Raw genomic sequence first — 26,826 nt, forward strand, 5'->3', positions numbered from 1 at the left:
CCGCCCAATCGCGGAAGCAACCGACGTCGCAGTAGTAGCGTTGCGTGTTGTCGTCGTAGGTCGCTTCGGTGTGCGGATCAGTGGCGTCTAGCTGTGCGTTGCAGTGGGCGCAGTTCATTTCGTATCGACTCGCGATTCTACTGGCGCGATTAGCGTTAAGAATTTTCCTAGCGTTATATCGTCGCCTTTAAGATAGTAGTTTCCTCCGTCTGTAGCTCCGACAGGCCCTCGCTCTATTTCGAAAATACCTCCGCTGTACTCGGTTTCTATTGTCCAAGCCGCCCGCACAATATCGCCTTTGCGGAACTCGTTCGGCTTGCGTCCAATCTTCGTGAATACTGCGTCCGCTTTCTCCTTTGCATCCGCTTCTGCTACCGCCTTTTCATACTGCGCAACTTCCGTAGGTGTGGCGAGGCGCATTTCGGAATAGCGCGTCCAGTTGCCTACGTCCGAACGTCCCTCGACTTTTACGCGAACACTATGCGCGTTAAAATGTACGTCACCGACTTTACCGATGTCTCCGACTTCGTTCACCGAGTCATTCGTATTCGCCGTAATAACTACGATGTCGCCCGTCTTTGGCTTCGGCATTGCTTCCGCGACTTCTGCGTCGGTTGCTTTGACGAAGTGCTTCGCAAGTACAGCGAATTTTTTGCCTATCTGACGCGATTCTTCATGCGCGATAATCTCGACTTTAATAGCGCCCGTAATCGGTAATTCTACGACTTTGCCGAGTTTCATTCGTCTGTCCGTAACGGAATACTCGTCGTCCGCGCTCGGCAACGGTTTAACGTAATCTCCGACTTTTAGCGGAAGCTCTTTCGGCGCGTAAACGAGTACGTTCGCTTCCGTGCGGTCAAAGCCTTTGTGATATACGCAATAACCGCCTTCCTCGGTAACTATGTCGTCCGAATAGCGCGAGACATCGACCGGACCATACGGCTTGCCGATATCGACGCAACTGCTCGTATTCTCCGTAAACACGACGACATCGCCCGGCTGTGCTTTGCGTTCAACTAGCGTGTAAGTTGCGCCTTTGAAGTCGATCGTTTCCGCAGGCTTTGCGTCCTCTACTTTCGACAATTGTTCGCGGCGGTAGTAGCGTTGTTTTCCTACGTCAAGTATAACGGAATGGTCGCCGTCCGCGTCAACGCGTTCAAGCGTGCCTAGTTCACCGTCGTGGTCATTCCCGAATAAACTAAGCCCTGATACGCGCACTCTATCGCCTACCGTTAGCTTTTCCGACGGCTGTGCGTCTTCTAACGCCGTCACGCGCTTCTCTACTGCTTCAACCTGCGCTCCTACGTCGCGGATTTGCGCCGTAATCATTTCCGCGAATGGCTGGCTGACTTGCGGTGTTTCTACGGCGACTTTGCGGAATACTACGAACTTACTATAATGAAGTCCGTTAGGTTCGTCTAGTTCGTCTGAAACAACTCCGAGCCACTTGTCGTCGTATTTCGGTTTTGTACGCATTTTATAGAACGATTTAACTAGGAGGTCATCGCCTAGATAATCGTTACTGACTAATCCGATATCACCCGCTTGAATTTCGCCGGCTTGCGTTATCCCTTCAACGCGCACATACTCCGCGCCCTTATGCGAAATTTTCGTAATTTCGCCGTTCACCATATCAACCGTTTTAATGCCCGTTAACTTCGCCATTATATAACCGCCTCCATTTGCGTAGTTATGACTCCTTCTGCCGTATATGCCGCGCGATCAAGCGCAATAGACAGCTCAACCCACCGCTTGCTTGCGCGCGCTTCCGACGCCCAATACTCGCGGATTTCACGATTCTCGAACATAAAGACGCGTGGGAACTCGCCTTCACCGACCAGTACGCCGATTAGATAATCCGCATCTGACTTGGTGTATGGCGTGCCGTCGCTCTTGCGCGCATGGACTACATACTCGCCTCCGCGATCCGTCCGAATTTGAATCGTTTTGACCTGTATTTTGACGGTTTCACCGCTCAACGGGTCAGTCGCTAACAAGTCGTGCGGTTCCGCAGTTGACGGCTTGCTGACGACGTAACCGTTCGCAAGCAACGCCATTTCTGCGACAAGTTCCGAATATACTCCGACTACTTCTGTAATGTGCGCGATAATGTCCGCCTACCTTTCGTATTTGTTTGGACGTGACGCTCTCCGTTAGAATGGGAGAACGTCGTCCGTTACTTCGATTGAATCGTCTAGCGGTGTATCTCCGCCTGTTTGCGCAACTGTTGGCTTCTCTAATCCGATTAGCGAAATATCGAATCCGGCTTGAATTAAATTCGAAATCTGCATCGCTTCGTCCGCTTCAAATAGAAGTCCGTCAAATAGCGTTTGGTCAAACGTTTCACCGGCGGACTTCTCGAAGTTGGCGTTTTCTTCCTCCGTAAGCCCTTTTTGCAGATTGATAATCGGCGTTAGCGAGAATGACGTCGATGTACTTGCGCCAGTCTTACTTAGCTTAAACGCCATGTTTAGGAAATCGTGTTCGGCACCTGCGATCGGATTACCGTTTTCGTCTAACTCCGCATACTCGAGAATCGTTTGATACACGTTTAACGCTTGCTTCTTCGTCATGTCCACTACGATGTCTTCGCCCTTCGATAGTTCGAAGAATCCCATCAGATATTTTTCGGTAGCTTTATATTTACGCGCTTCTTCTCCGTATTTGTCCGCAGCAGCTTTGTTCTTGTTGCGGATTTCAGCGAACTGCAATTCTCGATAATGCCTTTCCGCCAAATCCCACGCAGTAAAGTCGCTTACGACGTAGCCTTTCGCATCCCTAGTCGATGGTTTATCCGGAACAAACGATTTAACTGAACCGAATATTCCGTAGTTGAAATACTGCGCCAAGTCTTCTGCGCTTTTAACGCGTACTTTGATTGATTCGCCACTTTCCAGCTTCGTAAAGTCTGTCGTTTTTTCCACCGCCGGTTGAGCTGTTAATGATCCGATTGCCATTGCGCCTTTATTAAGTGTCAATTTAACGTCCCCTTTGCGTATTATTGTCGGTAAAGAAGCGCGTCCGCTTCTCGCCAAGTGTGCGTCCATCACCTTGCGCCCGCTAATCCGTTAAACGCCGACCGCATGGTCTGGTGTAGTCGCGTGTAATTAACGCGCTGATGGCTCTTTTAACGGATTAGCCGACGCAAGTGCCGGCTTTAAATCGCTACTGTTTCGCTTACTTCCTCGCCCAAAAACGCCTTCGCTTCGCCCTCTACCGCGCGATATTCCTGCTCTTGCGTCTGCATGGCGTTCTTAATTGCGCGCGCCTCGTCTTCCAGTACGTCAATCTGCGCTTGAATAATCGCCTGCGTCCCCGGATGTTTGCAGCGGACTTTATTGCGAAAGAGTTCCGCAATCTCGACGTTTAAATCCGCAAGGCGAAGGTTATACTGCCTGTAAGAACGGCGGAAGGTTGCGTGTGCTTTGCGTAATTCACGTCTAATTGTCGTCATAATTGCGTCGGATAGAATGCCGGTTGTTGCGATTTCTTGCGCATGCGCACCGCCTTTGACGGAATCCATCGAGTACACCGTTACGATTGTATCGCTGTTTTTCGCAACGATAAGGCGCGTCCTACTTGCGTAATGGTCGAATACGCGGCAAGTTTTGTGTTTTCCGGTACCGCCTGTCACTCCGTTAAACACCGCAGTCTGCATAAGCTGAATCAAATGATTCTTCGCGTTGTGCGCCGGTTGGCCAAATCGCTCGATTGCGCGATCAATTGCGTGTGGCTCGACTTCGTAACGTTTCATGCGAGGCGCACTCCTTTCAGCGGAATATTATAATCGGCAGGGTCGTCATCCTCCGGTATATCTCCGTTGTATTGCGCATATGTTAATTTAGCTTCGTTGAGGTTGCGTTTGTGTTGCGTAAATGAATCTTTTACAATTGGTAATTCGTACATAAACATGTGTAAACCTCCTAATTTAATGTATTGTAAAATGGGAACAACATATGGTATAATCAGTGAGGAAATATTAGATTAGCCGACAAAAGCTGTGGGCACGGTTAAATAATCGTAATGATTGCCAAATTTTTTACAATCGTAAAAATTGGCGAGCTTACGGATTCGTGACTTTATTGTTTTGTCGGTAGTGCCGATTTGCTTGGCCGCTTTTCGGTAAGAATTTGTTTCAATGAAGGCAGATGCAGATGTCAGAGTTTGTTCATCGGCCTTCGATATTAGGAACGCGACTAGTTGGCGCTGGTCGTGTTTTTTTTGTATTTCTTCGATGATGTTTGATTCGTCTGTTGTTGGCGCAACAGTTAGAATCTCGTAGACTTCGTTTAAGCTTCCGTCATCATCTTCGTACATTACTTCTGCTTCGTGCTTGTCCCTCCGTTTTTTCTTTCGTAGTAAATCGACGCAGCCTAACCTAATTGCGTAATGTACTGCGTTTCTGAACTCACCCCGCATGTCAAACTTTGTGGCGATGTCTATTAGCTTTCCGTTTATCATTGATTCAACGTCATGCTCGTTCAGCTTATATTTTCTTGCGTACTTTACAACGATCCACCTGCCCCCTTCGTAGATGTATTCATAGATTTCACCGAATGCGACCTCGCAACCTGTCGCTTGATATTTAGAAACTGCGTCGTTAATTGTCATGTTCTTCCTCCTATACTAGTAATATCGTTTTATAATTCATAGCGCGGAGTTATTTAGCAAAAAACTTTTAAAAAGATTATTTGATTGCTAACCGACTATGAATTATACTAGAATCATATATCATCAGTTTGATAATGTCAAACCATTTACCGGAAAATTATTACATAGGAGTGGGTAATTTTGTTCACATTTCAGCCATTAAGAGATTATTTAGACCTAAAAGGACTATCTGTTAAAAGACTTATGAAGGAACTAGGCTTTTCTACTAACGTAGCTGTAGCGCTGAATAACGATCGTGAAGTCCGCCTAGAACATATCGCGAAAATCTGTAATCACCTCGACCTACCTATCGAATCTGTCGTAGAAATACTTCCGAAAACTGACGCCTAAATTGGCGTCTTTTTCTTTGGCTTCCGCTATCGACCTCCGTTATGGTAAAATTATCCGCGGAGGTGGTCGGCTATCAACGTCCGTTTGCGTTGTAAGTTACGCGACCGACGCCTCTCGCAAGGCCTTTCTCTACGGCAGCTTGCAACATTAGCAAGCGTTGACCGCGGGCAATTATCTCGTTACGAAAATAATATAGTCGTGATGGGCGTGGACACTGCCGCAAAGTTTGCGCTTTTACTCAACTGCACCATAGACGATCTCTACGAATATGAACAGGAGTAGTCGGTCGCAGACGGTCTCAGCACGGCCGTCTGCGCGTTGGTTGCACGATAATACAACCGAACGCTTGTTACCTACTTTACAGGAATATTACGGAAGTGTAAACTAATATCTCGCAATTTTGACACGGAAAAGTTTGACAAATTTCGTAATGCCTCTGCGCCATATCGTCGTAGGTAGTCGTTTGCGTCGTTACAGTCTCCGTAGTTCACCGTACATATATCCACGTAACCCGCTAAGTTGTCGCGCGTCCTTTCGTTCAATCGCCGCCCCGCCGCGTCATTATCTCCGCCGAGCAGTAGTGTCCGTATGCTCGATCGTTTGATTGCGTCTGCCTGCGCAGGACTTAGCGATGCCCCTCCGACTGCAATCGCCGGTATTCCCGCAGTCCACCACGATAACGCGTCGATTTCTCCTTCGCATAATACCGCTAGTTCCTCGCGCCTTTCGTTAATTACGTCTAATCCGTAAACTAAGTCCGCGATAGGCGTTGCGCCTTTGACGTAGAAGAAGTCCTTACCGCGCGTGCTGCGATATTTAACGTTGGCGAGCTTGCCGTCCGGCGTATACCACGGAATCGCCGTAAAGCCGGGCTTGTCCTCGCCATAGCCGACCGCGAACATACGCTGTACTTCGTCCGATATTCCGCGCTTAGTGAGATACGGACTAATCGCTTGCGTAATAGGTTCGGGCGTCTTTACCGTTTCGCGCGTCCGTAGCTTCGGAGCAGTAATCCGGATCGGTTCGCCCGGCTTCATAGGCGCGCCGTACTTGGCCGTCAAATAGTCCGCCACGTCTTCGGTTGTCTCGCCGCGCAGTTCCGCCAGTAGCGCGAGTAAGCCGCCCTTCTGTCCGCTTCCTGAATCGCCCCACGTTCCGGCGTGTTCGCCCGCAAGGTGGACGTAGAATGACGGCGTCTTGTCGTCGCGGAAAGGTGAGCGCGCGATTAGCTTGTCCGCCGACCATCGCGCGCCATAACCGAAGTCATATTCGGCCAGTTCCTCGGTAATGTCGATATTGAGCGTTTGTCCGCGTACCTTTACGAGTGCCATTCGCGCGCCTCCTATCTAGTATTCTACGACTAATCGCCGTGAGCGTTAACGCCTTGTATATAATATTCCCTAAGGCGCGTAGTTCTGAAACACTAAGTTGCTAACTAATTTCTGTACCGCAGTTTGGTCGTACTGTTGATTAAACATCACCGACAACTAGCGTGTAATCGAACCATTCATCATCACAATTACACTCAACTACATTGGTTTCTCCTCTTGGCAACATGTCGCAATTACACTTCGACATTTCTTCAACAATGTCTATTTCATTGCTTTCTAAGAGTTGACGAGCTGTATATGAGCTTTTGATAACTCTCCCCGTTACATTGCTTGTCAATGTTAATTGAATCATCTGTTTGTCCCTCCATTACTCAACATTATTTGTCTATTGCGTTAGAAATCGAAATCCGCTACCGCCGCTTCTCCCGTTTCCATTTCGCGCACGACGCCAAACTGTGGCATGTACAGCACTTCCGACGTATTCCCTTCGCCACCATCGCGCCCTTTAAATACTCCGACTAACGCGCGTCCTTGTTTATATGCGCTATCTACGCCGATCAATAGCGCAGCGTCCTCTAGCAATGCCTTCGTTTTTTTAACGTCCTTACGTTCCGGCAAGGAGAGTTCGCGCTCGCCCTCGTCGTCTTCGTTTTCCGTCGTTTCTTCCGCTTGCGTAATCGCAATAGTCACTACAGACTTGCGCCCGGTCAGCCGGCGCAGTTTAATAGAAGTATTCTCCGCGTCGCCACCAGTCTTTTTAGACGTGTTCGCTTCGTAGTCTAAATAATAAAAAGGATCGATTACGACGAAATCCGCCTCTGTAGCGACAATGTCCGCTTCCAATGCGCGCAAGGAACGGTCATCAAAGCCCTCGTCGTCTACCGCGCGCACTACGATATTACCTTCCAGCCGCTCATTTAGCGTATCTACAAAGAATCGGAACGCCGTTTCAAATTCGTGCGATAACTTACCGAGTCTTACGTCGCGGGAATCGAAGCCTGCCGACATATCGATACCGTTAAATTGCGCAGTCGTAACGCCCATTTCTCCGCTCATAGATACGTAGATACGGACTAGTACCTCGTACCATCCCATTTCGAGGCAGTACAGCAAGACCTTCGCCCCTTGACGCGCCGCATATATCGCATCCTCTAGGACAATAACGGACTTACCGCGCCCTGACTTGCCGAACACCGTATATAAGTTACCGCTGACATATTCGCCGATTGCGGAGTATTTCGATTTCCATATGCGGAAGGATTCGCCTGCCTTGCGACGCTCATATTCCGCAAGGAACTTCTCGCTATCCGCCTTAATATCCGTTCCCACTGTTTCCCGAACGCTTGTTCTAAGTTTAACCGATTCTACCGTCGGAAGCAACCACTCGGAAATAAACTTTTCCCCGCCCAATTCGTTCAGCTTGCGTTCGAATTCGCCCTTGCGGAACCAATCGACGACCTCCTGCTGCGCCGTATACGCCTTCAAGTGGCGCGCGAGGTACGTGTACGTATCGCTGACCCCCGGAACAAATTCGTATCCTGCGACCTCTGCCGCGACTAATGCGTATGACGGCGCCTTACCTCCGCTCTGTTCAGCGTAGTCCATAACGAAGCGATAGGTCGCGCGATCAACTTCCGAGTGCATATCGGCGAGCGTTACGTTATGGCGCGTTAGTCCGTTAATGTTGCCGTCCTCTATCGCTTTATTGAGCAGTAGCTTTGCGTATTCCACCGACTACCTCCTCCCTTCTTCCGAATGGCGCTTCCAATACCCCTCGCGATATCCGATGCTATGTCCGTCTTGCTTCCCTACCTCGTATGCAAACCGCAATAGGACGAGATATACGCCAGTGCCGATGATTAATCCCCAAATCATTCCGCAGTCAACTCCTTTATTTGCGCATCTATTTCGTCATATCTGCGTTGCTTATACGCTTCCATATCCGCAACTGTTACGAATTCATCGGAAGAACCCACCGTATTCCTCTCGTCGAGTAGTGCGTCGATCTTCTGCTGCTTCGTCGGCTCCTTCGGTTTCACAACCGGCTTTACTGGCGCCTTATTGTACTGACTGAACGGATTCATACCGAACATATCGTCATCCCCTTCCGTATATATTGATTGTCCGAAAATTAGCGTCGTGAATGCGGGCATTTCGTAGTTGCGTAAGTAAGCCTCGGCGTTAGGCGCCTTGCATACGACTTCGATATCGTCCTGCCCGCCGATCATGTATTCCGCCGTGATTACGCAATGGCAGTCGTAGAATATGTCCTCCTCGGCGTAGTCGCGTCCGTATACGACTTCGTGCGTAAAGCCGTCAACGCGGAATACGCGGTCGCCGTAGCCTTCGATCGTTACTAGGTCGTCAATTTGCGCGATTGGTTCGAGCATGTGCGCCCTCCTTTCGTTGCATATGCGCCCGATACTCCGCCTCCAATTCTTCCGTTGTCTGTCCGAGTTTGTCCGCCAAGAATTCGAAGAACGCCGTTTTATCTATTACAGTTCCGTCGCATTTATCGCAGTAGTTAGGCGAGTATTCGCCGTACCAACTGGCTTTTTCGTGGTCCTCTCCGAGTTCACCGTTTTTGGCGCGCATACTATCGTAGCAATCTCCGCACAGCATCGATTCGCAATTTCCGCAATTACCGTAATGTCCATGGTCATTAAATATTTCATCGCATATTTCACAGTTATAATAATCGACTCCCATTTTACCCGTCCCCTTTTTCGATGTATTATCGTCGTCCGCGTTTAGACGCGCCCTTGAAAAGCATAACTCCGCAATTGTGCCTGATTCGATCGTACAGCCTCGCGTCAAATACTTTTACCAGTTCCTCGATAGGCAAGTTGGAAGTGTAGACGGAGGGCAATCCGTTCGTAACGCGGTAATTAACGACGCTGTGCAAGTCCTGCCTAAAGCCATCCGTAACGTCACGCACACCTAAATCGTCAAATACCGTAAATGGCGCAGTCCTTGCGTATTCCATCTGCTTGTAATAAAGTCGGCTATTCTTCTCCGCAGTAGCTTCCGGTATTCCGCGCCGAGTAAATCCGGTATACAACTCCTGCCACGAATTTACTTCGAGGAAGTATGCGAGTATTTGCGCAGGCTGTTCGCCCTTCTTTAACGCCGCAATATACTGACGGACTATCCACTCGTTAGCGAGCGCCGCCGCCGTCGTCGTCTTGCCGGTGCCGGGCGATTCCGACCAAAGATACGCAGACTTGTCGGTGCCTGTCGCGAATGATTCCGCGTAGCGTTCCAGCGCTGCGTAATTGTCCGCTTGATCCTTGCGCGCTGGCGAGTTGGCAAGCGTTAGATTGCGGTAGTTTGCGGGCAGATTCGCCGCTGCGATTCTTCCGCCACTTCCGTTCACCCCTTCGAGCATTACGCGGTGTTGACAGTGTTGAGCGCAAGAACCACATCCGCCGCGTTTAAAGCCGTCTAATATGCATGTTTGTTTCGCTTGCGTCAATTACACCGCCTCCGTTCCGTCATAGTTGCGTACGCTTACTATCTTTATCTTCGCGTGACAGCAAAGAGTAACGCGAAATGGAAACACGGTTAGTAAACGCCTTCCGCGCTCTATACTTTGCCTTCCGCAATTACTGCACGAATATAAAACGTGCGGACCTACGATATTAGTTTCCGTAGAACTTACGCCGTGCCGCTTTAACTCCGCTTCGAAATGTGGATGCCCATCATCGTTAGGCTCGCCTAAAACATTTAGCGCGTAATGTACGCATTCGTGTAGTAGAGTATCGATTACAGTCGTTCGCGCGCCGTACTTAATTACGAAACTAGCTATTTCAATGCGGATAGGCTTATCCTCCCACGTTGATATATACCGCCCTTGTGTGGTTCTTAATCGACTGTTTCGTACGATCGGTATTGCGAGTTCCATTCCGTAGTTCATACGCAGAAAGTCGTCCGCTATCTGCGTTAGTTCTTCGATTGTAATTTCCGCCATTTCCCGCCCTCCTTTATTCCGCGAACCAATTCGCAAGCTCGTCCGTCGATGGCGTGTTATCCACGCTTTCTTTGCGTCGTTGTTGCGCAAGTTCTTCCGCCTGCAGCCGTTGCCAGTCCGTCTTTCGATAGCTCCACATAAAGCCGAAGCTCGTCCCCGGCCATTGCGCAGTCGGCGTATATGACGCAAAGGTTTCGTCGATGAAGCGTTTGACAAGCGCATTACTTACCGTCCGCGGCCTCGGCGCCGTCCGCGACTGTGTGCCGATCAATCCGCCGAGTATGCCTTGCTCCGTCCGCCAGCCGCGCATAGGTACGTAGTCGATTCCGAACATTTCGCGGTGCTTGTCCGTTAGATAAGCCGTGAAAGTTGCGACATTCCACGTATCGAGCGGACGGTTGCGCCAGTCTTTCTCAGGTGCGAGTTTAGTCATTCGAACGTATCTCCTTTCATTTCGCGTTTGAAGCGCCACATCTCGTAATTGTACGACTGAATCTTTCGGGTGTGTCCGCATTTAACGCAACCGTACTCGTCTTTGTGGGCGAATAAATAGCGCTTTATCGTTTTCCATTCGTGCTTGCAGAATAACCGTTTAATCATATCCGTCCAACCTTCCGTCCTAAATTACGCTCGATTGCGTCATACGCGAAGTCTTTATGTTCCTCGAAGCGCAAACGTCGTGTAGACCATAGCGCAATCGACGTCATATCTTCGTAAGCCGCCTGCAACCGTTCAACCTCCGCCAGTAGCGCCGGAATATCTTCGCGTGCGTGGGCGATGAATTCTCCGTCTGCTTCTCGACTGATTTCTTTCGCGATACTACGTCCGTCTATATCTCCGCTTTTGACGATACTATGCGAGTAGAGTCGAGGATTAAAGTATTCCCATTCGCCGACAGTAGCCGCCTCCGCCCGTTTGCGGATTGCTTCGAGTTGTTCCGTTGTTAATCGTTCAGTCATTCCGATTCCTCCTTTTCGTTTACTACGTAGCCGACCGCCAACGCCCTTGTCGCGCCAGCTTCGTAAAGTCCTGCGTCGTTCAGCGCGACAATTGCGAGCAAATAAGCGTTAAAATCGTTGCCTGCGCTTGCATTGCGATATTGTTCGATTGCTGCGGCTTGTGGGCGAGTTACGTGTAGCTTCGATACTAGCGTCATAATTGCGTCATCCCTTCGTCTGTTTTAAGCGTGCTACCGCCGTGTAGAATCGTTTCTGCGTCCGTTGCCTAGTGTTCGCACCCTGACGCGTTAGAAGCGCTGTTAGGACGGCGCAAACTACGTTAGTTGTTGAACCTCCGGTGAAATGCGATGCGGCCGCCTACCTTTCTTTTATTTTAATTTTCTTTGGTAGTCTTTTAAAAGACTTGGCGCGCCCTTCTATCTATTAAATAGATTAATATCGCGCAAAAGGATACATAGCGAGAAAACTTGTTTTCGAGCAACGGTCTTGAACTTCTCTTTTATCTTTCAATTTCTTGCGCGGTATGTTTAGTTTAGTTAACTGTAAGTATAGATAACTATAAGTATAGTTCGTCTATCCTTTCTGACACCCCGAGGCTGTCAAATACGACAGTGCCGGACTGTCAATTACGACAGGGCTACGTCTAGTAAGATGTACTGATTGGACGTTTGGAACCCGCGCGCATCCGCCCTTTTGCGAATATCGATATAGCCCGCATCCTTCAACGCTTGCAACGATCTTCGCGCAACCCTTTCGCTACATCTCGCCTTCTGTGCAATTGTCTCTACGCTCGGATACGATGTTTTTGCGTCATTATCCGCGAACATGCAAAGCACCGCGTACACCGCAATATCTACCGGCTTTTCGAGCTTCGTATCCTTGTCGACAATATCGCGCGTCATTAAGAAGAATGGACGCTTACGAAAGTCGATGACGGTTTGTTGCGTGTTATCTTCGCTCATTCCTCGCCCACACTACGCCACATCGCGCAAACCAACGGCACTAATATTACGATCATGTACGCAATCCATAACGCCTTACCGAACTCTGTCATGCGGTTTTCGCCTCCCCTCTTACTAGCAATATCGTTTGCGCGGAGAGAGTGCGGAGTGATTCGTAATAAATAATGCGAAAGTCCTACGTAGTAAACGCAAAAAAAGACCCCACGCAATTAAGCGCAGAGCCTTCGTATAATACCGCTATTATCGTTTTATCTTATATCCGCCGAGCAACTTGCCGGACGCAACCACGTCGTCATTTTGCGCCGACCGGAAATCGACAAGCGTCGTGTCGGGTAAACTCTTTTGCATCGCGATCCCTATCGTAGTCACAAACGATTGTTTCTCGCTTTCGGTGGACGCCGCCCAAGTCGCTTCATCTACGTAGACGTCTACGCGATAATGATTTATGTTATATTCAATAGTTGCGTCGGTAATGACTCCGCCCGAATCTTCGATTAAAACTAATTTAGCTTCGTTGAAACGGTTGATAGTGTCGTCAATTAGCGCCTGTTCCTCGGCTCTTGCGTCAGCTTTAGCCTGCTTCTTCGCTTCTCTATCGGCTTTCTCCCGCTCCACCGCTTCCGCTTTCGCCGCATTTTCCGCAAGTCTTTCTTCTTTGGCTTCGTCCGATTCGAATACCGTCGCTAAGAATCCTATAACTAAAAACGCCATTACAGCGATAAACCATGCTCGCTTATAAAACGGCTTCTTCGTTTTGACTTCGCTCATTATATACACGCTCCAATTTCGTAATATATTCGTATTATTTTAATTATATCAACCGGTAAAATTTACCGCAAGCCTACCTACGATTAAAAAGCCGTCGCACAGGCGAATATTTATTGTGCTGTTGGCGCACATGCTCGTCGTCCATCTGTACGTATTTGCGCGTCGTATCGATGTCCGCATGGTCTACGATCTTTTGCAGCGTAAATAGGTCGCCGCCATTCAGCAGGTAATTCCGGCAGAACGTATGACGGAACATGTGCGGACTAAGGCGCGGGAATCCTAGTCGCTTCTTGCGCCGATTCAGTCGCGTTCGGAAAGCACCCGCCGTAAACGGTTCGCCATACGCGTTATGGAAGATATACGGTGACTCTCCGAAATAGCCGCAGGATTCTTCGTGTAGTGCCCGCAATAACTTCGCAACCTCGCGACTCATCGGCACCTCACGCATCCGACGATTCTTCGCCACCTGCGACGGGACATATACGGTATTCAATCGGTAATCTACGTTGTCTACCGTTAAACTAACCGCTTCCGTAATGCGCAGCCCCGTATCGAGCAGGAGCATGACGAGTATTTTGTCGCGCCATTCTGCGAAGTTGTTAACGTCATAGCTTGCGAGCAGACTATCGATCCCGTCGTCGGAAATGCCCGGCACTTCCTCGACTGTATCGCCCACTACGTTCTTGACCGTTTCCATTGCGTTCGTTTCCGTAATACCTTCCTTCGCCCAAAACCGGCACATCGTCCGTAGCGTCCGTAGGCGTATATTAATCGTATTCACCGATAATCCTATCCGATTGTCCTTGCGACCTTCCGCGCCTTCGTAACGCGGTTTCTCCGTGCGCAAGTATTGAATGTAACTGCGAATAACATCCGAAGTTAGGTCGTTCGCATAGACGACTTCGTAACCGAGTTTAGTTCGCAGATAATCGGATAAATAACGAATATGCTCCCGGTAGTTGTCGATTGTGCGCGGTCTTACGCCTTCCGCTTGCTTTGCGTGGATAAATGCGTCCAATGCTTCGTTTAATGTTGCGTCTGTTAACGCAGTAGATTGCGACTGTTCGCCGTTACTGCCCGCGTTACGTCGTCCGATAAAAGTACGTTTATTGCTAGTTTCCAACGCGTTTACACCTCCGTTAATGTCACACGGATTCCGCCGAAAAGTGTCACACGGCTTATACGCGAAGACGCGGCTCACTGGCGTCAAGTCAACGAGTGACGTAACGTCAATAAACCGCGTCAGTATCGGGTTTGTAACGAGTTTACGTCCCAGGCAGGAATCGAACCTGCGACCCACAGCTTAGGAGGCTGTTGCTCTATCCCCTGAGCTACTGAGACAAAAAGAAGTACGTTATCTATTATAAAGACTATGTACGTTTACGGCAATATATTTATTTCAATTCCAATCAACTGTATGACAACATGATTTGAACACATAGTAAAGGGAAGTAAATGGATTTGAGGAGGTTTTACAAAATGGAAAGAAGTTCTTCCACGGAAAGATTTCAACCATTGACATCCGGAACGAGTGGTCAAGGAATAGAAGTTGCCCCTGATTTATACTGCTTCACGGTTCAAATCGTCAATGTCATTTTTTATGGCTTACCTGGCGAAGGAAATAAGTGGGTGCTTATTGACGCTGGAATGCCAAAGTCGGCTGAAAGGATTAAAGAAGAAGCCGAAAAAAGATTTGGACAAGGTAATCCACCGCAAGCGATCATTCTGACCCATGCTCATTTCGATCATATCGGTGCATTGATCGACTTATTGGAAGTTTGGGATGTGCCGGTCTATGCACAAGAGTTGGAGTTGCCTTATCTGACAGGTCAAAAAAATTACCCTGAACCTGACACTTCCGTCGAAGGAGGGATGGTCGCAAAGTTATCATTCCTATTTCCTCATGAAAGCATTGACATTGGGACAAAGGTACATCCGCTTTCGATCGACCATACCGTACCGTTCATGCCGGATTGGAAATGGATTCATACACCTGGACATACGGAAGGTCATATTTCATTGTTCCGAAATGAGGATCACGCCATGATTGTCGGCGATGCATTTGTGACAGTCAAACAAGATTCTCTTTATAAGGTATTCACTCAAGAAAAAGAAATCGGAGGACCTCCCCGCTATTTGACGCCTGATTGGGGAATGGCGGAAGAGTCTGTCCAAATTTTAGCAGCGCTTCATCCTCATATTGCCATAACAGGTCACGGCGTCCCAGTGGATGGACAATGGCTGCATGAAAATTTGGATAGATTGGCGTCAGATTTCCAATCGATTGCTGTGCCGGATCATGGCAAGTTCGTTGACGGTTCCGAGTAACGTATAAACCATTGCCCCCTTCTCCAACTTTCTTAGTTCATTGTCATATTTACAACTATAACAGGCAAGCTAAGTAAAAGATTGGTGGAGGAGGTCAGGGTTTTGGACCGAGTTGAACGCCGAATTACAAAACGGAATGAAATTGAGCAGCAAAAACGAAAGTATGCAGAGAGATTTCATGAATTTGCAAGTCTGGGCGAGTACAAAAAAGCTATGGTCGAGACTTATCGGAAGACGATTCATGAACAGACGGAAAAAGATGAACGTACGAATCGACAATAAAAGAAGGACGTCTCTAGTCGCTTAGACTTGGAGACGTCCATTTTTCGTTTATTAAAACAATGATGTCGTTACTGCGACAATAAAAAGAACAATGACAACTAGTATGATGATCGGTAAAAAGACGACCAAGGCGGCCATCCATGCTGGAAATCGATGAACTTCTGCGAAAGTGGCAATGAGGGCTACCAATGACCAAATTCCTACAACAGAATTGACAAGTAAAGAAATGATCATCCACATGTACTGTCCAACCGAGAAATCATAGTCACTAACAAAATTGCCTTGACCTAAAATGAGCAGATCCGGTATCCAAATAAGCCCACCAATGACAATAATGATATTTGAAACTGTAAATGCCTTTCGAGATTCCTCAAATGTTCCCGAGCCGCGAAACATAAGGGAAAAAGCATGGTAGATTCCCGATATGAGATAAAGTGCAATCACGCCTATGATCGGTCCCGCAATTAAGGAAACTAATAAAATAGCTACGATATTCCATGTCTCACCTAAGTCCTTGCTTGCTGCTTGATCTAGGAAGTGGATAATTCCCGTAATCGCCGCAACGAAAAGAACAAAGCTTCCTGTTTTATAATTCATGACAAATTGGACTGTTTTTCTCGGGTGAAGCCATACGGAAGTCCATGGGTTGATTCGAGCTTCATGCACTTCGATCTCACTGTTTTGCAAAGAAACCTCACTCCCTATTATTCTTTTTCTATCACTAGTCATACATACGTATGAGATATGAATTCGTTTCAAGAATAATTGGGAGTTGTGGTTTACTTATCAAGCCCTTTTCCCATACCTTTCAGGAAATCCATGCCGTATTTCACTGCACGATTTATATTCGGGTCGTTCAATGCTGTCATCAATTGGATAATGGACACTTTATCTCCATTCCCTTTATACAGTTCGGCCTCTTCGACTCCCTTCGTTATACTATCCTTCAAATTCGCCGTAACTTCCGGGTTTAATGAAGTCAAAAGGCCGGCCCCATTCAGTAAATTATTGATAAGATTCGTCATCGGTTCCCGTGAAGCTTGTGTCACAGCGATTCCTGCAAGTTCATCTTTCGCCTTAACCATTGCCGTCAATGCATCTAACACCCCTGCATTGTCCAACTCCGATGTGATTTCAATGATTTTATTCAAAGATTGTTGCTGCTCGGCGATCAGGGTTTGCAATTCTTTCATTTTCTGTTGCTGTTGCTCTTCAGGTGTAGGTTCAATTCTCTTAATTGAAGTAATTGGCGCTGCCATCCGACTCACCCTTTCTCCACATGGTCTGTTAGATGCTCATAGCCAGGTCTTGCCCATTTGCGTTCAACTTCCACCCCGTTTTGTGGATGCCGTTTTTTATTCCGGTGGTTGTGTACCGGCAAAGGGTTCTCCCCTTCTGTTCTTAAAACTTCCATCCGAACTTTCGCTTGTTTGAACGCAGGTGTATTCGTCCGTTGATCTACCGCTGTTCCTGTTAAGAAGTTGATGGCCGATTCTTTTTCAACCGAGTTCATCGGCAGGAACAATTCGTTCCCTTTCACTCGGTCGGTGACGAGAGCTGGCAAGCGAAGAGCTCCGTGTGGTGAAACGAGTCTGACTAAAGATCCGCTTAGCACCCCTCGCTCCTTTGCAAGTTCCGGGGAAACTTCAACGAAAATTTCAGGAACTTTTGATTGGATGCCTTCGGATTTATTTGTCAAGTTCCCTTCATGGAAATGTTCGAGCATTCTTCCGTTATTTATATGCAAGTCGAATTCGTCGTCATATTTAACCGGTTCTACCCAATCAGATAAGGCGAATCTCGCTTTTCCATCAGGGAAATTGAATCCATCAACATATAGCAACGGAGTACTTTCCCCGTCCAGACTCCCCCACAAAAAGCTGTCCCAGTTTTCCATATTGCTGTAATCAGCCTTGCTAAATATTGGCGATAAGCTTGCCATTTCAGAGAAAATTTCACTTGGATGTGTAAACTTCCAATCTGCTCCTAGTCTTGTAGCGATTTCCTGAACGATCCACCAATCAGCCTTTGCATCTCCTAATTCGGGTAGTGCTTTATACAATCGCTGAACTCTTCGTTCAGTGTTCGTAAATGTCCCATCCTTTTCTAATGAAGGGACAGCCGGCAGAATCACATCTGCATATCTCGCAGTCCTCGAGAAGAAAATATCTTGGACTACTAAAAAGTCAAGCTTGGATAAGACGTCATGTACATGATTCGCATTAGAATCGACGAGTGCCATGTCTTCACCGACGATATACATCGCTTTCATAATACCTTGATCGACCGCATGCAACATTTGGATATTATCCATCCCAGGTCGATCCCCTATTTCAACGCCATAAGCAAGTTCGAACTTTTTCCGTGCTGCATCATCTGTCACATGCTGATAACCTGGCAGCCACCCCGGGAGTGTTCCCATATCACAAGCACCTTGGACATTGTTATGGCCACGAAGCGGGTACGCGCCTGCGCCTGGTCTACGATAATTACCAGTTGCAAGAAGTAAATTGGAAATTGCAGCGGAAGTGTCCGATCCACCAGTATTTTGAGTTACTCCCATCCCCCATAAAATACAAGTTCCATCTGCGTCACGGATCATTTCAGCTGTCTTGATCAGCATTTCTTTCGGTACACCTGTCACATGCTCAGCAAAATCAAGCGTATATTTTTTCAATACATTTTTGAAATCTTCAAAATGATGGACATTTTCACGAATGAAAGCCTCATCATGCCAGCCTTTGTCAATCATATATTTTGTCACTGCCATAAGCCATACTTGGTCAGTTCCCTGCTTCGGACTGATGAAAATATCTGATCGCTCCGCCATTTCATGTTTGCGTAAATCAGCAACAATTAATTTCTGACCATGTAGTTTATGTGCACGCTTTACACGTGTCGCAAGAACGGGATGTCCTTCAGCAGGGTTCGCTCCCACGATGATCACTAGGCCCGCCTTTGAAATGTCCTTGATCGTTCCTGCATCGCCACCCATTCCAACCGTCCTGAATAATCCGTCGGTCGCCGGCGATTGACAGTAACGTGAACAATTGTCGACATTATTCGTTTTAAACACTTGCCTTGCAAGCTTTTGAATTAGATAGTTCTCCTCGTTGGTGATTTTTGAGGATGATATGACACCAACACTATTTTCTCCATGTTCTTTATGAATGGATCCTAACCGTTCCGCAACTAAATCCAATGCTTCCTTCCAAGTAGCTTCAACAAAAGAATCGCCTTTTCGGATGAGCGGAGTTGTCAACCTTTCTTCACTGTTGACAAAATCCCAGCCGAACTTCCCTTTTACGCAAGTCGATATGGCATTGACAGGTGCATCGGAAACCGGTTGAATTTTAAGGATTTTACGGTCTTTCGTCCATACTTCAAATGAACATCCGACTCCACAAAACGTACAAACTGTCTTTGTTTTCTTCGTCCTCGTTTCGCGCATTGCTGCTTCCGCGTCTGAAATGGCCATGATGCTACTATATCCGGGTTCAACATCTTTTACTAAATCGATCATTGGTGTTAATAATTCTTCCTTCATGTCTGTCATGAAACCGGCTTCACCAAGCATCGACTTCTCCATTAATGCATTGCAAGGACAAACCGTCACACAATGACCACAACCAACACAGGACGACTCATTGATTTTAGCCCCGCCATCCCAAAGGACAATTGGACGATCCCGTTCCCAATCAATGCTCAAAGTTTCATTTACTTGCAGATTTTGACATGCTTCTACGCACTGACCGCAAGCGATACATTGATTCGGATCGTACCGATAAAACGGATGTGTGAAATCAACACTGTCTTTGGAGCATTTCGGTTCATATGGATATTTTTGTTCTTCGATTCCCATCATATCGACAGTGTTATGTATTTTGCAGTTGCCATTGTTGTTATCACACACTGTGCAATATAATAAGTGGTTTTCGAGGATTCGATCCATCGCTTCTGTTTGTGCCTCTTTGGCCCGATGAGAAGATAATTGTACATCCATACCTTTTACAGCTTTTGTTGAACATGATCGAACAAGACTTCCATTCACTTCGACAATACATGTATCACATGTTTCTATCGGATCCACTTCAGGCAAATAACAGATTTGAGGATGTTCAATCTGCTGTTCATTGATCACCTGTAATATAGTCATGCCTTCTACGAACGGATATGCCTTTCCATTAATCTTGATTGACATGAAATGCCTCCTTTGTAAATTAAAAAACCACCATAGACAAATACACCTGCTAGTAGGTGTACATGTCTATGGTGGAATAGTCTAGTAGCAGGGCTTGCTAAATAACCAATCCAACTGTAAAATAATGGAATGATAACACCGGTGCAGTTTCATACCCCGATGTCATACTTATTAGTATTATAGTGTAGAAGAATTTATTATACAATAGGTGTAATGAAATATTGAATGATAATTCATATAGTTTTAAAAGGAGTTTGTGCGAATGTCTAAAAAAATACATGACTTCAATGCGATTATCCGTAAGTTAAGAAAAGACCTATTTGGCAAAGGGCCTGAAAGAATTACGACAATTTTTGTCGACAATATGGCGATCTCCACACTCTACGGTAACTTGACGCCAACAGAAAAATTCATCGCAGGTACACGTGAAGGTAAAGAAATGGTTCATTCTGCCAGAACTAAAATGATTCAAGAAGTGTATAAGGAATCCCCTCCAGATGGCCTTGAAGAAGTGGTAGGTGCAAAATTTATCCATCTTTTTTCAGACATCAAAGTAGAGGATGATATTGCGGTTTCTGTTTTCTTGTTTGATAGAATCATTGAACAATGAAAGGGGAAGAATTATGAACCGGATTCAAAAACGGTCCATTTTGCGATTTGCTAATGGGAAGTTCGAACAAAAGCTGGATGAAATCGCAACCGAATACCCAATTACGGTTAAATTGAATGGAAAAGAATTATTGACGATCGTGTGTACACCCGAGTACATAGAGGATATGGTTGTCGGATTTCTTGCATCCGAGCGGATTATTGTAGACTACCAAGACATCGAGGAAATCCGGTTGGAGGAAGATTCGGGCTTTGTCCATGTACAAACAAGAAGGACATTTCCATTTTACGAACAACTACAAAACAAAAGGTATATTACCTCATGTTGCGGAATGAGCAGACAAGGATTTGTATTCGCTAATGATGCACTGACAGCCAAAAGGATGTCTGAAAAGAATATTCTGCTAGCACCCGACGACTGTTTTTCATTAATGGAGAAATTGAACAAGAAAGCTGACCTTTTTCAACAAACAGGCGGGGTCCATATTGCTGCACTTTGCGATCCGCAAAATTTCATGCTGACTAGAATGGATATAGGACGTCATAATGCATTAGATAAAATTTATGGATATTGTTTAAAAAACGATATTACAGTCAATGACAAGGTAATTGTCTTTAGCGGAAGAATATCCTCCGAGATATTATTAAAAGTTGCAAAAATCGGTTGTGAAGTCGTCTTATCGAAATCGGCACCAACCGAACTGGCATTAAATCTCGCCGATGAGTTAGGAATAACAGCTGTCGGATTCATAAGAGGCCAATCTTTTAATGTGTATACACATCCTGAAAGAATAAGAGTGTGACTCTTCCCCCTTTTTAGACAAAAAATAATATTTAGTGACAAGCCCAAATGATGGTGGTAATATGGCAGAAATGTGACAAAAATATGTCTCTTAATTTTTCAGTAGAATGAAAGGGTTTTCATTTTACAGAATTACTTATTTAACGAGAGAAAATTTCTTTGTCATATTACTTTATTATCAAGGGAGATGAAAAACGTGAAATCGAAGAAAACAAAGAACAGGTGGTTAATTGCGGCCTCCGCTGTTGGGATTCACATCTCAATTGGCTCCGTGTACGCATGGAGCAATTTTACAAACCCGCTCATCGACCAATTTGGATGGTCGACAAGCCAAGTTCAGCTGACGTTTAGTATTGCAATCTTATTTCTTGGCCTCTCTGCTGCTTTTCTTGGCCACTTCGTCGAAAAGCATGGCCCACGTAAAGCAGGGATGCTTGCAGCAATCTGTTTTGGTGTCGGTGTTATGGGTGCCGGTTTTGCTGTAAGCATGTCCTCACTTACGCTATTGTACATTTTCTATGGTGTACTAGGCGGAATTGGATTAGGTGTAGGGTACATCGCTCCAGTGTCTACACTTGTAAAATGGTTCCCCGATCGTCGTGGCCTTGCAACAGGAATGGCAATCATGGGGTTCGGCTTTGCTGCTGCCATCAGCAGTCCAATCATGGAAGCACTCATCACCTCAGTAGGTCTTCAAAACACATTTTATATCTTGGGAGCATCATATTTAATAATAATGCTCGCCTCTTCACTTTATCTTGAGAAACCTGAAGAAGGCTGGGCCCCTGCAAGTTATATTAAAAAATTAGAATCAGGTAAAGTAGAAGCGAAGGTAGATTTAGCACAATTGACAGCGAACGAAGCGGTCAAGACAAAACGATTCTATTATCTATGGATGATGCTATTCATCAACGTCACTTGCGGAATCGCAATCTTATCGGCTGCTAAACCTCTTGCAATTGAAAGTATTGGCATGACGACCGTACAGGCTGCTGCACTTGTCGGCGTTCTGGGTCTCTTTAACGGATTCGGACGACTAGGTTGGGCATCCATTTCAGACTATATCGGCAGACGTCATACGTACACAGCATTCTTTGTAATCCAAGTAGTATTGTTTGCCCTTCTGCCCTTCACAACAAATGCAATTCTCTTTCAAGTAATGCTCGCAATAATTTACACTTGCTACGGCGGCGGGTTTTCATGCATACCTGCTTATATTGGTGATATCTTCGGAACAAAACAACTTGGGGCAATACACGGATATATATTAACTGCCTGGGCGGCGGCTGGAATTGCCGGACCGATGTTTGCTGCGTGGATGAAAGACACGACGGGAAGTTATGAAAGTAGTTTGCTCTTTTTTGCCGGGCTATTTGCAGTGGCATTAGTTATTTCAATCTTAATCCAATTTGATATCAAAAAAGTAAGAGCGGAACAGCAAGGGCTGCAAAAGACGAACGTAGTGCAACCTGCTAAGAGCGTCTAATTATTTTATTATTGTATAGCAATAAACCCCGAGCCTTTTAGGTTCAGGGTTTCATTTTTACTTATGTATAAAAACCGCCATTGACAACGTTGTATCTGATGTCAATGGCGGTTTGATTATCATCATTGGACTTGCGCCTTCATTTCTTTGAATTCTTTTTCAGAGCATAGTACAAAATGACCTGGTGTCACTTCGCGGAATTCGATTTTCTCATTTTCTCCGTAATGATGTTTTTTCGGATCATAGGGCTGTCTTACTCTGGAACGTTCATATATTGGATCCGGAAGTGGAATTGCGGATAGCAATGATTTCGTATACGGATGAAGCGGATTTTTGTATAACTCATCAGCAGGAGCCAATTCAACAAGCTTTCCGAAATACATGACGCCGATCCGGTCAGAGATGTATTTTACCATCGATAAATCATGCGCAATGAATAAATACGTCAATCCTTTTTCTTTTTGCAAGTCCCTCAACAAGTTGACGACTTGTGCTTGAATGGATACGTCAAGAGCAGAAATAGGCTCATCGGCAATGATGAATTCAGGGTTAACTGCGAGTGCCCTTGCAATCCCAATCCGTTGGCGCTGGCCTCCGGAGAATTCATGTGGATAACGGTCAGCATGTTCTTTGTTCAATCCGACGGTTTCCAGCAATTCGACTACCTTTTGCTTCCGCTCTTTAGCATTTTTAACGAGCCCGTGAATATCGAGGCCTTCAGCAATAATATCAAGAACTTTCATCCGAGGATTCAATGATGCATAAGGGTCTTGGAAGATCATTTGCATCTTCTGGTTCAATTCCTTGACTTCGGATTTGGATTTATTGGCATGAACACTCACACCATCATAAAGAACCTCTCCGTCTGTCGCGTCATAAAGTCGAATGATCGTTCTTCCAGTTGTCGACTTCCCACAGCCCGATTCACCAACTAAACCGAATGTCTCCCCACGATAAATATCAAAACTGATCCCGTCAATCGCACGGACTTCAGATGATTTTCCTTCATTGAAATATTGTTTCAAGTTTTTTACTTCAAGCAATTTTTCTGCCATTACGAATCACCTCCAGTAGCTTCTTCATAGTATCTGCTCCCTCGGAATGTCTTCATGCGCTCAATGATTGTCTGAGGTGGATCGACTTTTGGAGCATTTGGATGCAGAAGCCATGTAGCCGCATAATGTGTTTCGCTCACTTTGAAAAATGGAGGGGCTTGTTCCAAATCAATTTTCAATGCATATTCACTTCTAGGCGCAAATGCATCCCCGGTAGGAGGATTTAATAGATCAGGCGGTGTACCCGGAATCGCATAAAGCTTTTCCTCCATTAAATCCATGGATGGCATTGAGCTGAGAAGTCCCCATGTATATGGATGTTGTGGGTTGTAGAAGATCTCATCGACTGTTCCCACTTCGACAATGCGCCCGCCATACATGACCGCTACTCGATCAGCAACGTTTGCGACAACACCAAGGTCATGCGTGATAAAGATGATGGACGTATCAACTTTTTTCTGAATATCTTTCATCAATTCGAGAATTTGTGCTTGAATCGTAACATCCAGTGCAGTTGTCGGTTCGTCGGCAATCAATACTTTCGGATTACATGCAAGTGCAATCGCAATGACAATCCGCTGTCTTTGTCCGCCTGAAAATTGGTGAGGATACATTTTAAAACGGTTTTCAGCATTCGGTATCCCTACCATTTTCAACAATTCGATAGCGACTTCTTTCGCTTTTGGTTTACTTACTTTTTGGTGCTTTAAGATCGGCTCCATCACTTGCTTGCCGATCGTCATCGTCGGATTCAATGATGTCATCGGATCCTGGAAAATCATCGAAATCTCTTTCCCTCTGATCTTCTGCATTTCCTTGTCGGGAAGTTTCGTCAAGTCTTTACCATTAAAAAGAATTTCACCGTTTTTAAATTCAGAGCTCGACTCTGGCAATAATCGCATAATCGATTTCGTCGTCACCGATTTCCCGGATCCCGACTCACCGACTATCGCCAACGTCTCTCCTTTGTTCAAATCAAAGCTAACTCCTCGGATTGCTTTCACTTCACCGGCAAACGTGTGGAAGGAAAGTTCCAAGTCTTTTACTTGCAATATTTTTTCCATCTTGGCTTTCCTCCAATCAATCTTTCATTTTTGGATCTAGTGCATCGCGCAGTCCGTCACCGATCAAGTTAAATGCAATCATCAAGACACTGATAACGATAGCTGGGAATGCCAGGAAATATGGCTGGTGTTCCATCACTTTGTATCCATCATTGATCAACGTACCTAAAGAAGCATCAGGCGGTTGAAGCCCAAGCCCGATAAAGCTTAAGAACGCCTCAAAGAAAATAGCAGTTGGAATCGTGAACATTGTATTAATAATGATGATCCCCATAATATTCGGCAGTAAATGTTTGCCGATGATTCGCTTGTCGCTCGCTCCCAATGTCCGCGAAGCCAATACGAATTCTTGTCCCCTATATTTCAAAATCTGAGCGCGTACGATACGCGACATACCAATCCATCCTGTGAGGGAAATAGCAATGATAATGGCGGTTAGGCCCGGCTCCATAATCAATAGCATCAAGATAACAATAATGAGTGTCGGAATACCGATTAAAATTTCGACAATCCGTTGCATTATATCATCGACACGGCCGCCAAAATAACCCGATATACCTCCGTAAAGGACACCGATGATCACATCGATTACCGCAGCAACGAATGCAATCAACAAGGAAATTTGCGTTCCTTCCCAAAGACGAGTGAACAAGTCTCTGCCTAGTCCATCAGTACCAAACCAATAATACTCATCCACTTTTTTAATTTCATAAAGATTTACTTTCTCGCCACCTAATTGACCATACCCATCAAAAATTCCTAATTGCTCGATTCCAGGAATTTTTGGAGGCAAGTTAGCGTGTCGTAAATTTTGTGCGTCGGCATCACGTCCATTTAGATGCGGCCCTATTAAAGCCATAATGATTAGTAAAACGAGAACGAACACGCTGACGATTGCCGCTTTATTTTTACGCAGTCTCAACCATGCATCTTGCCAAAAATTTAAACTCGGTTTAGAAATACGTTCAGCACTACTACTATCAATTGTAATACGCTCGAATTTTCCCGGCGGCAATTGTTGAAGTTCTTCTTTTCGCATTAACCTTTACCTCCAGACAAACGGATTCGTGGATCAATGATTCCGTATAAAAGGTCTACAATGAAGATGACGAAAATCAACAATGCAGAGAAGAATAGTGTCGTACCCATGATCGTTGCAAAATCATTCGTCATGATAGAAGACACGAACTGCTCACCAATTCCCGGAATCGCAAAGATCTGTTCCACAACGAGGGAACCGGTTACTATGCCGGCAGCTACCGGTCCTAACACTGTAACGAGAGGAATTAGCGCGTTTCGGAATGCATGTTTGAATGCTATTTCAAAACCGCTCGCGCCTTTCGCTTTTGCTAATGTAATGTAATCGGAGCTTAGCACTTCGATCATTTCGGTACGGATGAAACGTGCGGACAGTGCGAGTGGCCCCATCGCCAAAGCGATTGAAGGGAGAATACTTGATTTCCATCCATCATTCCAAAGACCAACTGGCAATAAATGCCATTGTGAAGCAACCCAATATTGTAATAATGAAGCGAATACGAAAGAAGGGATGGAAACCCCTAATATGGCTATAAATGTACTTCCATAATCCCATATCGTGTTCTGCTTTAAGGCGGCAAGCATTCCTAACAGAATCCCTATGATCGTACCGAATACCATCGCCTGCGCACCTAATATGAATGAAGGTTTCATCCTCGAAGCTAATAGGTCATTAACACTTTTACCTTTGAATACGAAAGATGTTCCCAAATCCCCTTTAGCTAAGTTTTTCATGTAAATAGCGTACTGCACTGGTTTCGGTTTATCGATTCCATATTTCTTTTCTACAATAGCTCGTTGAGTTTCGTTCAATTTGTTGTATGAAGCGATCGGTGAACCTGGCAACGTTTGCATTAAGAAAAACGTTGCAGTCGCAATCAGGAACATCGTTAGGAACATGTAAACGAGCCGTTTTCCAATATACTTAACCACGTTGCACCTCCAAAGTTGTGAATTGATTTATGTCAAA

Annotated in this window: 34 protein-coding genes and 1 tRNA gene; 7 read left to right on the forward strand and 28 right to left on the reverse strand. The window is 45.9% G+C overall.

The annotated features are described in order from the left end of the window. Positions 1 to 114: 114 nt before the first annotated feature. The 6 genes from MHZ92_RS14620 to MHZ92_RS14645 form a co-directional block, all read right to left on the reverse strand. Entirely contained in the window at positions 115 to 1,665 is a 1,551-nt protein-coding gene (locus tag MHZ92_RS14620; RefSeq protein WP_239432452.1) for a hypothetical protein, read from the reverse strand. Then, positions 1,665 to 2,111 carry a group I intron-associated PD-(D/E)XK endonuclease gene (locus MHZ92_RS14625; RefSeq protein ID WP_441347713.1) on the reverse strand — a complete coding sequence of 149 codons (447 nt, stop codon included), beginning with the start codon at positions 2,109 to 2,111 and terminating at the stop codon, positions 1,665 to 1,667. The genes MHZ92_RS14620 and MHZ92_RS14625 overlap by 1 nt, the downstream gene beginning before the upstream one ends. Before the next feature lie 42 nt (positions 2,112 to 2,153). After that, complete coding sequence (locus MHZ92_RS14630; protein ID WP_239432454.1) at positions 2,154 to 2,978, reverse strand: hypothetical protein; 825 nt, start codon at positions 2,976 to 2,978, stop codon at positions 2,154 to 2,156. A gap of 179 nt (positions 2,979 to 3,157) precedes the next feature. After that, entirely contained in the window at positions 3,158 to 3,754 is a 597-nt protein-coding gene (locus MHZ92_RS14635; RefSeq protein ID WP_239432455.1) for a hypothetical protein, read from the reverse strand. Further along, positions 3,751 to 3,912, reverse strand: coding sequence for a hypothetical protein (locus MHZ92_RS14640; protein WP_239432456.1), 162 nt, complete (start codon positions 3,910 to 3,912; stop codon positions 3,751 to 3,753). The genes MHZ92_RS14635 and MHZ92_RS14640 overlap by 4 nt, the downstream gene beginning before the upstream one ends. A 72-nt stretch (positions 3,913 to 3,984) precedes the next feature. Beyond that, the gene (locus tag MHZ92_RS14645; protein ID WP_239432457.1) at positions 3,985 to 4,611 is read right to left on the reverse strand and encodes a hypothetical protein; all 627 of its coding nucleotides are present in this window, start codon (positions 4,609 to 4,611) and stop codon (positions 3,985 to 3,987) included. A 180-nt stretch (positions 4,612 to 4,791) separates the two neighbouring features. Here MHZ92_RS14645 and MHZ92_RS14650 point away from each other — a divergent pair, with 180 nt between their 5' ends. Next, positions 4,792 to 5,001, forward strand: a complete 210-nt coding sequence (locus MHZ92_RS14650; RefSeq protein ID WP_239432458.1) for a helix-turn-helix domain-containing protein — start codon at positions 4,792 to 4,794, stop codon at positions 4,999 to 5,001. Positions 5,002 to 5,085: 84 nt separating this feature from the next. Then, positions 5,086 to 5,283, forward strand: coding sequence for a helix-turn-helix transcriptional regulator (locus tag MHZ92_RS21635; protein ID WP_370644752.1), 198 nt, complete (start codon positions 5,086 to 5,088; stop codon positions 5,281 to 5,283). A 71-nt stretch (positions 5,284 to 5,354) separates the two neighbouring features. On the opposite strand, the gene MHZ92_RS14655 is transcribed toward MHZ92_RS21635, so the two are convergent. From MHZ92_RS14655 to MHZ92_RS14720, 15 genes are all read right to left on the reverse strand, one after another. Continuing rightward, complete coding sequence (locus tag MHZ92_RS14655) at positions 5,355 to 6,074, reverse strand: toprim domain-containing protein (protein ID WP_239432459.1); 720 nt, start codon at positions 6,072 to 6,074, stop codon at positions 5,355 to 5,357. Between the two features lie 397 nt (positions 6,075 to 6,471). Beyond that, positions 6,472 to 6,684: an acetyltransferase gene (locus tag MHZ92_RS14660; RefSeq protein ID WP_239432460.1), complete on the reverse strand. Its 213-nt coding sequence runs from the start codon at positions 6,682 to 6,684 to the stop codon at positions 6,472 to 6,474. 41 nt (positions 6,685 to 6,725) lie between these two features. Next, entirely contained in the window at positions 6,726 to 8,063 is a 1,338-nt protein-coding gene (locus MHZ92_RS14665; RefSeq protein WP_239432461.1) for a DNA helicase, read from the reverse strand. A 3-nt stretch (positions 8,064 to 8,066) separates the two neighbouring features. Next, the gene (locus MHZ92_RS14670) at positions 8,067 to 8,207 is read right to left on the reverse strand and encodes a hypothetical protein (RefSeq protein ID WP_239432462.1); all 141 of its coding nucleotides are present in this window, start codon (positions 8,205 to 8,207) and stop codon (positions 8,067 to 8,069) included. Next, positions 8,204 to 8,722 carry a hypothetical protein gene (locus MHZ92_RS14675; protein WP_239432463.1) on the reverse strand — a complete coding sequence of 173 codons (519 nt, stop codon included), beginning with the start codon at positions 8,720 to 8,722 and terminating at the stop codon, positions 8,204 to 8,206. The genes MHZ92_RS14670 and MHZ92_RS14675 overlap by 4 nt, the downstream gene beginning before the upstream one ends. Then, positions 8,697 to 9,041, reverse strand: coding sequence for a hypothetical protein (locus tag MHZ92_RS14680; RefSeq protein WP_239432464.1), 345 nt, complete (start codon positions 9,039 to 9,041; stop codon positions 8,697 to 8,699). The genes MHZ92_RS14675 and MHZ92_RS14680 overlap by 26 nt, the downstream gene beginning before the upstream one ends. A 25-nt stretch (positions 9,042 to 9,066) precedes the next feature. Beyond that, complete coding sequence (locus MHZ92_RS14685; RefSeq protein WP_239432465.1) at positions 9,067 to 9,807, reverse strand: DNA replication protein; 741 nt, start codon at positions 9,805 to 9,807, stop codon at positions 9,067 to 9,069. After that, on the reverse strand, positions 9,808 to 10,302 hold the full coding sequence (locus MHZ92_RS21640; RefSeq protein ID WP_370644753.1) for a SprT-like domain-containing protein: 495 nt from the start codon (positions 10,300 to 10,302) through the stop codon (positions 9,808 to 9,810). Positions 10,303 to 10,315: 13 nt separating this feature from the next. Continuing rightward, positions 10,316 to 10,774: a hypothetical protein gene (locus tag MHZ92_RS14690; protein WP_239432466.1), complete on the reverse strand. Its 459-nt coding sequence runs from the start codon at positions 10,772 to 10,774 to the stop codon at positions 10,316 to 10,318. A 124-nt stretch (positions 10,775 to 10,898) separates the two neighbouring features. After that, a complete protein-coding gene (locus MHZ92_RS14695; RefSeq protein WP_239432467.1) occupies positions 10,899 to 11,261 on the reverse strand; it encodes a hypothetical protein in 363 nt (120 codons plus the stop codon). Next, the gene (locus MHZ92_RS14700; RefSeq protein ID WP_239432468.1) at positions 11,258 to 11,458 is read right to left on the reverse strand and encodes a hypothetical protein; all 201 of its coding nucleotides are present in this window, start codon (positions 11,456 to 11,458) and stop codon (positions 11,258 to 11,260) included. Before MHZ92_RS14700 ends, MHZ92_RS14695 begins: the two co-directional genes overlap by 4 nt. A 429-nt stretch (positions 11,459 to 11,887) precedes the next feature. Then, positions 11,888 to 12,223 carry a helix-turn-helix domain-containing protein gene (locus tag MHZ92_RS14705; protein ID WP_239432469.1) on the reverse strand — a complete coding sequence of 112 codons (336 nt, stop codon included), beginning with the start codon at positions 12,221 to 12,223 and terminating at the stop codon, positions 11,888 to 11,890. Between the two features lie 240 nt (positions 12,224 to 12,463). Further along, positions 12,464 to 12,991: a cell envelope integrity protein TolA gene (locus MHZ92_RS14710; protein WP_239432470.1), complete on the reverse strand. Its 528-nt coding sequence runs from the start codon at positions 12,989 to 12,991 to the stop codon at positions 12,464 to 12,466. Between the two features lie 73 nt (positions 12,992 to 13,064). Next, positions 13,065 to 14,114 (reverse strand): tyrosine-type recombinase/integrase, encoded by a 1,050-nt coding sequence (locus tag MHZ92_RS14715; protein ID WP_239432471.1) that lies wholly within the window; start codon positions 14,112 to 14,114, stop codon positions 13,065 to 13,067. A 145-nt stretch (positions 14,115 to 14,259) separates the two neighbouring features. Beyond that, a tRNA-Arg gene (locus tag MHZ92_RS14720) sits at positions 14,260 to 14,332 on the reverse strand. Between the two features lie 138 nt (positions 14,333 to 14,470). On the opposite strand from MHZ92_RS14720, the gene MHZ92_RS14725 reads away from it, so the two are divergent. Together MHZ92_RS14725 and MHZ92_RS14730 are read left to right on the forward strand one after the other, a co-directional pair. Beyond that, complete coding sequence (locus MHZ92_RS14725; RefSeq protein ID WP_239432472.1) at positions 14,471 to 15,319, forward strand: MBL fold metallo-hydrolase; 849 nt, start codon at positions 14,471 to 14,473, stop codon at positions 15,317 to 15,319. A 102-nt stretch (positions 15,320 to 15,421) separates the two neighbouring features. Next, a complete protein-coding gene (locus MHZ92_RS14730) occupies positions 15,422 to 15,601 on the forward strand; it encodes a hypothetical protein (protein WP_239432473.1) in 180 nt (59 codons plus the stop codon). A 51-nt stretch (positions 15,602 to 15,652) separates the two neighbouring features. On the opposite strand, the gene MHZ92_RS14735 is transcribed toward MHZ92_RS14730, so the two are convergent. The 3 genes from MHZ92_RS14735 to fdhF all read right to left on the reverse strand — a co-directional run bounded on the left by MHZ92_RS14735 (position 15,653) and on the right by fdhF (position 19,802). Then, a complete protein-coding gene (locus MHZ92_RS14735; RefSeq protein ID WP_239432474.1) occupies positions 15,653 to 16,288 on the reverse strand; it encodes a YIP1 family protein in 636 nt (211 codons plus the stop codon). 92 nt (positions 16,289 to 16,380) lie between these two features. Then, complete coding sequence (locus tag MHZ92_RS14740; RefSeq protein ID WP_239432475.1) at positions 16,381 to 16,860, reverse strand: DUF1641 domain-containing protein; 480 nt, start codon at positions 16,858 to 16,860, stop codon at positions 16,381 to 16,383. A 5-nt stretch (positions 16,861 to 16,865) separates the two neighbouring features. Continuing rightward, positions 16,866 to 19,802, reverse strand: a complete 2,937-nt coding sequence (gene fdhF / locus MHZ92_RS14745; RefSeq protein WP_239432476.1) for a formate dehydrogenase subunit alpha — start codon at positions 19,800 to 19,802, stop codon at positions 16,866 to 16,868. Between the two features lie 262 nt (positions 19,803 to 20,064). Between fdhF and MHZ92_RS14750 the strand changes: the two genes are divergently transcribed. The 3 genes from MHZ92_RS14750 (at position 20,065) to MHZ92_RS14760 (ending at position 22,699) form a co-directional block, all read left to right on the forward strand. Continuing rightward, positions 20,065 to 20,412 carry a DUF2294 domain-containing protein gene (locus MHZ92_RS14750; RefSeq protein ID WP_239432477.1) on the forward strand — a complete coding sequence of 116 codons (348 nt, stop codon included), beginning with the start codon at positions 20,065 to 20,067 and terminating at the stop codon, positions 20,410 to 20,412. A 13-nt stretch (positions 20,413 to 20,425) separates the two neighbouring features. Further along, positions 20,426 to 21,214: a formate dehydrogenase accessory sulfurtransferase FdhD gene (fdhD, locus tag MHZ92_RS14755; RefSeq protein ID WP_239432478.1), complete on the forward strand. Its 789-nt coding sequence runs from the start codon at positions 20,426 to 20,428 to the stop codon at positions 21,212 to 21,214. A 195-nt stretch (positions 21,215 to 21,409) separates the two neighbouring features. After that, complete coding sequence (locus tag MHZ92_RS14760; RefSeq protein WP_239432479.1) at positions 21,410 to 22,699, forward strand: L-lactate MFS transporter; 1,290 nt, start codon at positions 21,410 to 21,412, stop codon at positions 22,697 to 22,699. A 122-nt stretch (positions 22,700 to 22,821) separates the two neighbouring features. Here the strand turns inward: MHZ92_RS14760 and MHZ92_RS14765 are convergent, their stop codons facing one another. Genes MHZ92_RS14765 through opp3b form a run of 4 tightly spaced genes read right to left on the reverse strand, consistent with a single transcriptional unit; the run spans position 22,822 to position 26,789 of the window. Next, on the reverse strand, positions 22,822 to 23,754 hold the full coding sequence (locus MHZ92_RS14765) for an ABC transporter ATP-binding protein (RefSeq protein ID WP_239432480.1): 933 nt from the start codon (positions 23,752 to 23,754) through the stop codon (positions 22,822 to 22,824). Further along, positions 23,754 to 24,818 carry an ABC transporter ATP-binding protein gene (locus tag MHZ92_RS14770; protein ID WP_239432481.1) on the reverse strand — a complete coding sequence of 355 codons (1,065 nt, stop codon included), beginning with the start codon at positions 24,816 to 24,818 and terminating at the stop codon, positions 23,754 to 23,756. The genes MHZ92_RS14765 and MHZ92_RS14770 overlap by 1 nt, the downstream gene beginning before the upstream one ends. 16 nt (positions 24,819 to 24,834) lie before the next feature. Continuing rightward, positions 24,835 to 25,857: an oligopeptide ABC transporter permease gene (gene opp3C, locus MHZ92_RS14775; protein WP_239432482.1), complete on the reverse strand. Its 1,023-nt coding sequence runs from the start codon at positions 25,855 to 25,857 to the stop codon at positions 24,835 to 24,837. Continuing rightward, entirely contained in the window at positions 25,857 to 26,789 is a 933-nt protein-coding gene (opp3b, locus tag MHZ92_RS14780) for an oligopeptide ABC transporter permease (RefSeq protein ID WP_370644754.1), read from the reverse strand. The genes opp3C and opp3b overlap by 1 nt, the downstream gene beginning before the upstream one ends. Between the last annotated feature and the right edge of the window lie 37 nt (positions 26,790 to 26,826).

The sequence above is a fragment of the Sporosarcina sp. ACRSL genome (assembly GCF_022346605.1).
Taxonomy (GTDB): Bacteria; Bacillota; Bacilli; order Bacillales_A; family Planococcaceae; genus Sporosarcina.

Coding starts and splice junctions, on each gene's coding strand:
- MHZ92_RS14620 (WP_239432452.1), bottom strand. CDS start 1,665: ATGGCGAAGTTAACGGGCATTAAAACGGTTGATATGGTGAACGGCGAA.
- MHZ92_RS14635 (WP_239432455.1), bottom strand. CDS start 3,754: ATGAAACGTTACGAAGTCGAGCCACACGCAATTGATCGCGCAATCGAG.
- MHZ92_RS14640 (WP_239432456.1), bottom strand. CDS start 3,912: ATGTTTATGTACGAATTACCAATTGTAAAAGATTCATTTACGCAACAC.
- MHZ92_RS14645 (WP_239432457.1), bottom strand. CDS start 4,611: ATGACAATTAACGACGCAGTTTCTAAATATCAAGCGACAGGTTGCGAG.
- MHZ92_RS14660 (WP_239432460.1), bottom strand. CDS start 6,684: ATGATTCAATTAACATTGACAAGCAATGTAACGGGGAGAGTTATCAAA.
- MHZ92_RS14670 (WP_239432462.1), bottom strand. CDS start 8,207: ATGATTTGGGGATTAATCATCGGCACTGGCGTATATCTCGTCCTATTG.
- MHZ92_RS14675 (WP_239432463.1), bottom strand. CDS start 8,722: ATGCTCGAACCAATCGCGCAAATTGACGACCTAGTAACGATCGAAGGC.
- MHZ92_RS14680 (WP_239432464.1), bottom strand. CDS start 9,041: ATGGGAGTCGATTATTATAACTGTGAAATATGCGATGAAATATTTAAT.
- MHZ92_RS21640 (WP_370644753.1), bottom strand. CDS start 10,302: ATGGCGGAAATTACAATCGAAGAACTAACGCAGATAGCGGACGACTTT.
- MHZ92_RS14695 (WP_239432467.1), bottom strand. CDS start 11,261: ATGACTGAACGATTAACAACGGAACAACTCGAAGCAATCCGCAAACGG.
- MHZ92_RS14700 (WP_239432468.1), bottom strand. CDS start 11,458: ATGACGCTAGTATCGAAGCTACACGTAACTCGCCCACAAGCCGCAGCA.
- MHZ92_RS14705 (WP_239432469.1), bottom strand. CDS start 12,223: ATGAGCGAAGATAACACGCAACAAACCGTCATCGACTTTCGTAAGCGT.
- MHZ92_RS14710 (WP_239432470.1), bottom strand. CDS start 12,991: ATGAGCGAAGTCAAAACGAAGAAGCCGTTTTATAAGCGAGCATGGTTT.
- MHZ92_RS14725 (WP_239432472.1), top strand. CDS start 14,471: ATGGAAAGAAGTTCTTCCACGGAAAGATTTCAACCATTGACATCCGGA.
- MHZ92_RS14740 (WP_239432475.1), bottom strand. CDS start 16,860: ATGGCAGCGCCAATTACTTCAATTAAGAGAATTGAACCTACACCTGAA.
- fdhF (WP_239432476.1), bottom strand. CDS start 19,802: ATGTCAATCAAGATTAATGGAAAGGCATATCCGTTCGTAGAAGGCATG.
- MHZ92_RS14750 (WP_239432477.1), top strand. CDS start 20,065: ATGTCTAAAAAAATACATGACTTCAATGCGATTATCCGTAAGTTAAGA.
- fdhD (WP_239432478.1), top strand. CDS start 20,426: ATGAACCGGATTCAAAAACGGTCCATTTTGCGATTTGCTAATGGGAAG.
- MHZ92_RS14765 (WP_239432480.1), bottom strand. CDS start 23,754: ATGGCAGAAAAATTGCTTGAAGTAAAAAACTTGAAACAATATTTCAAT.
- MHZ92_RS14770 (WP_239432481.1), bottom strand. CDS start 24,818: ATGGAAAAAATATTGCAAGTAAAAGACTTGGAACTTTCCTTCCACACG.
- opp3C (WP_239432482.1), bottom strand. CDS start 25,857: ATGCGAAAAGAAGAACTTCAACAATTGCCGCCGGGAAAATTCGAGCGT.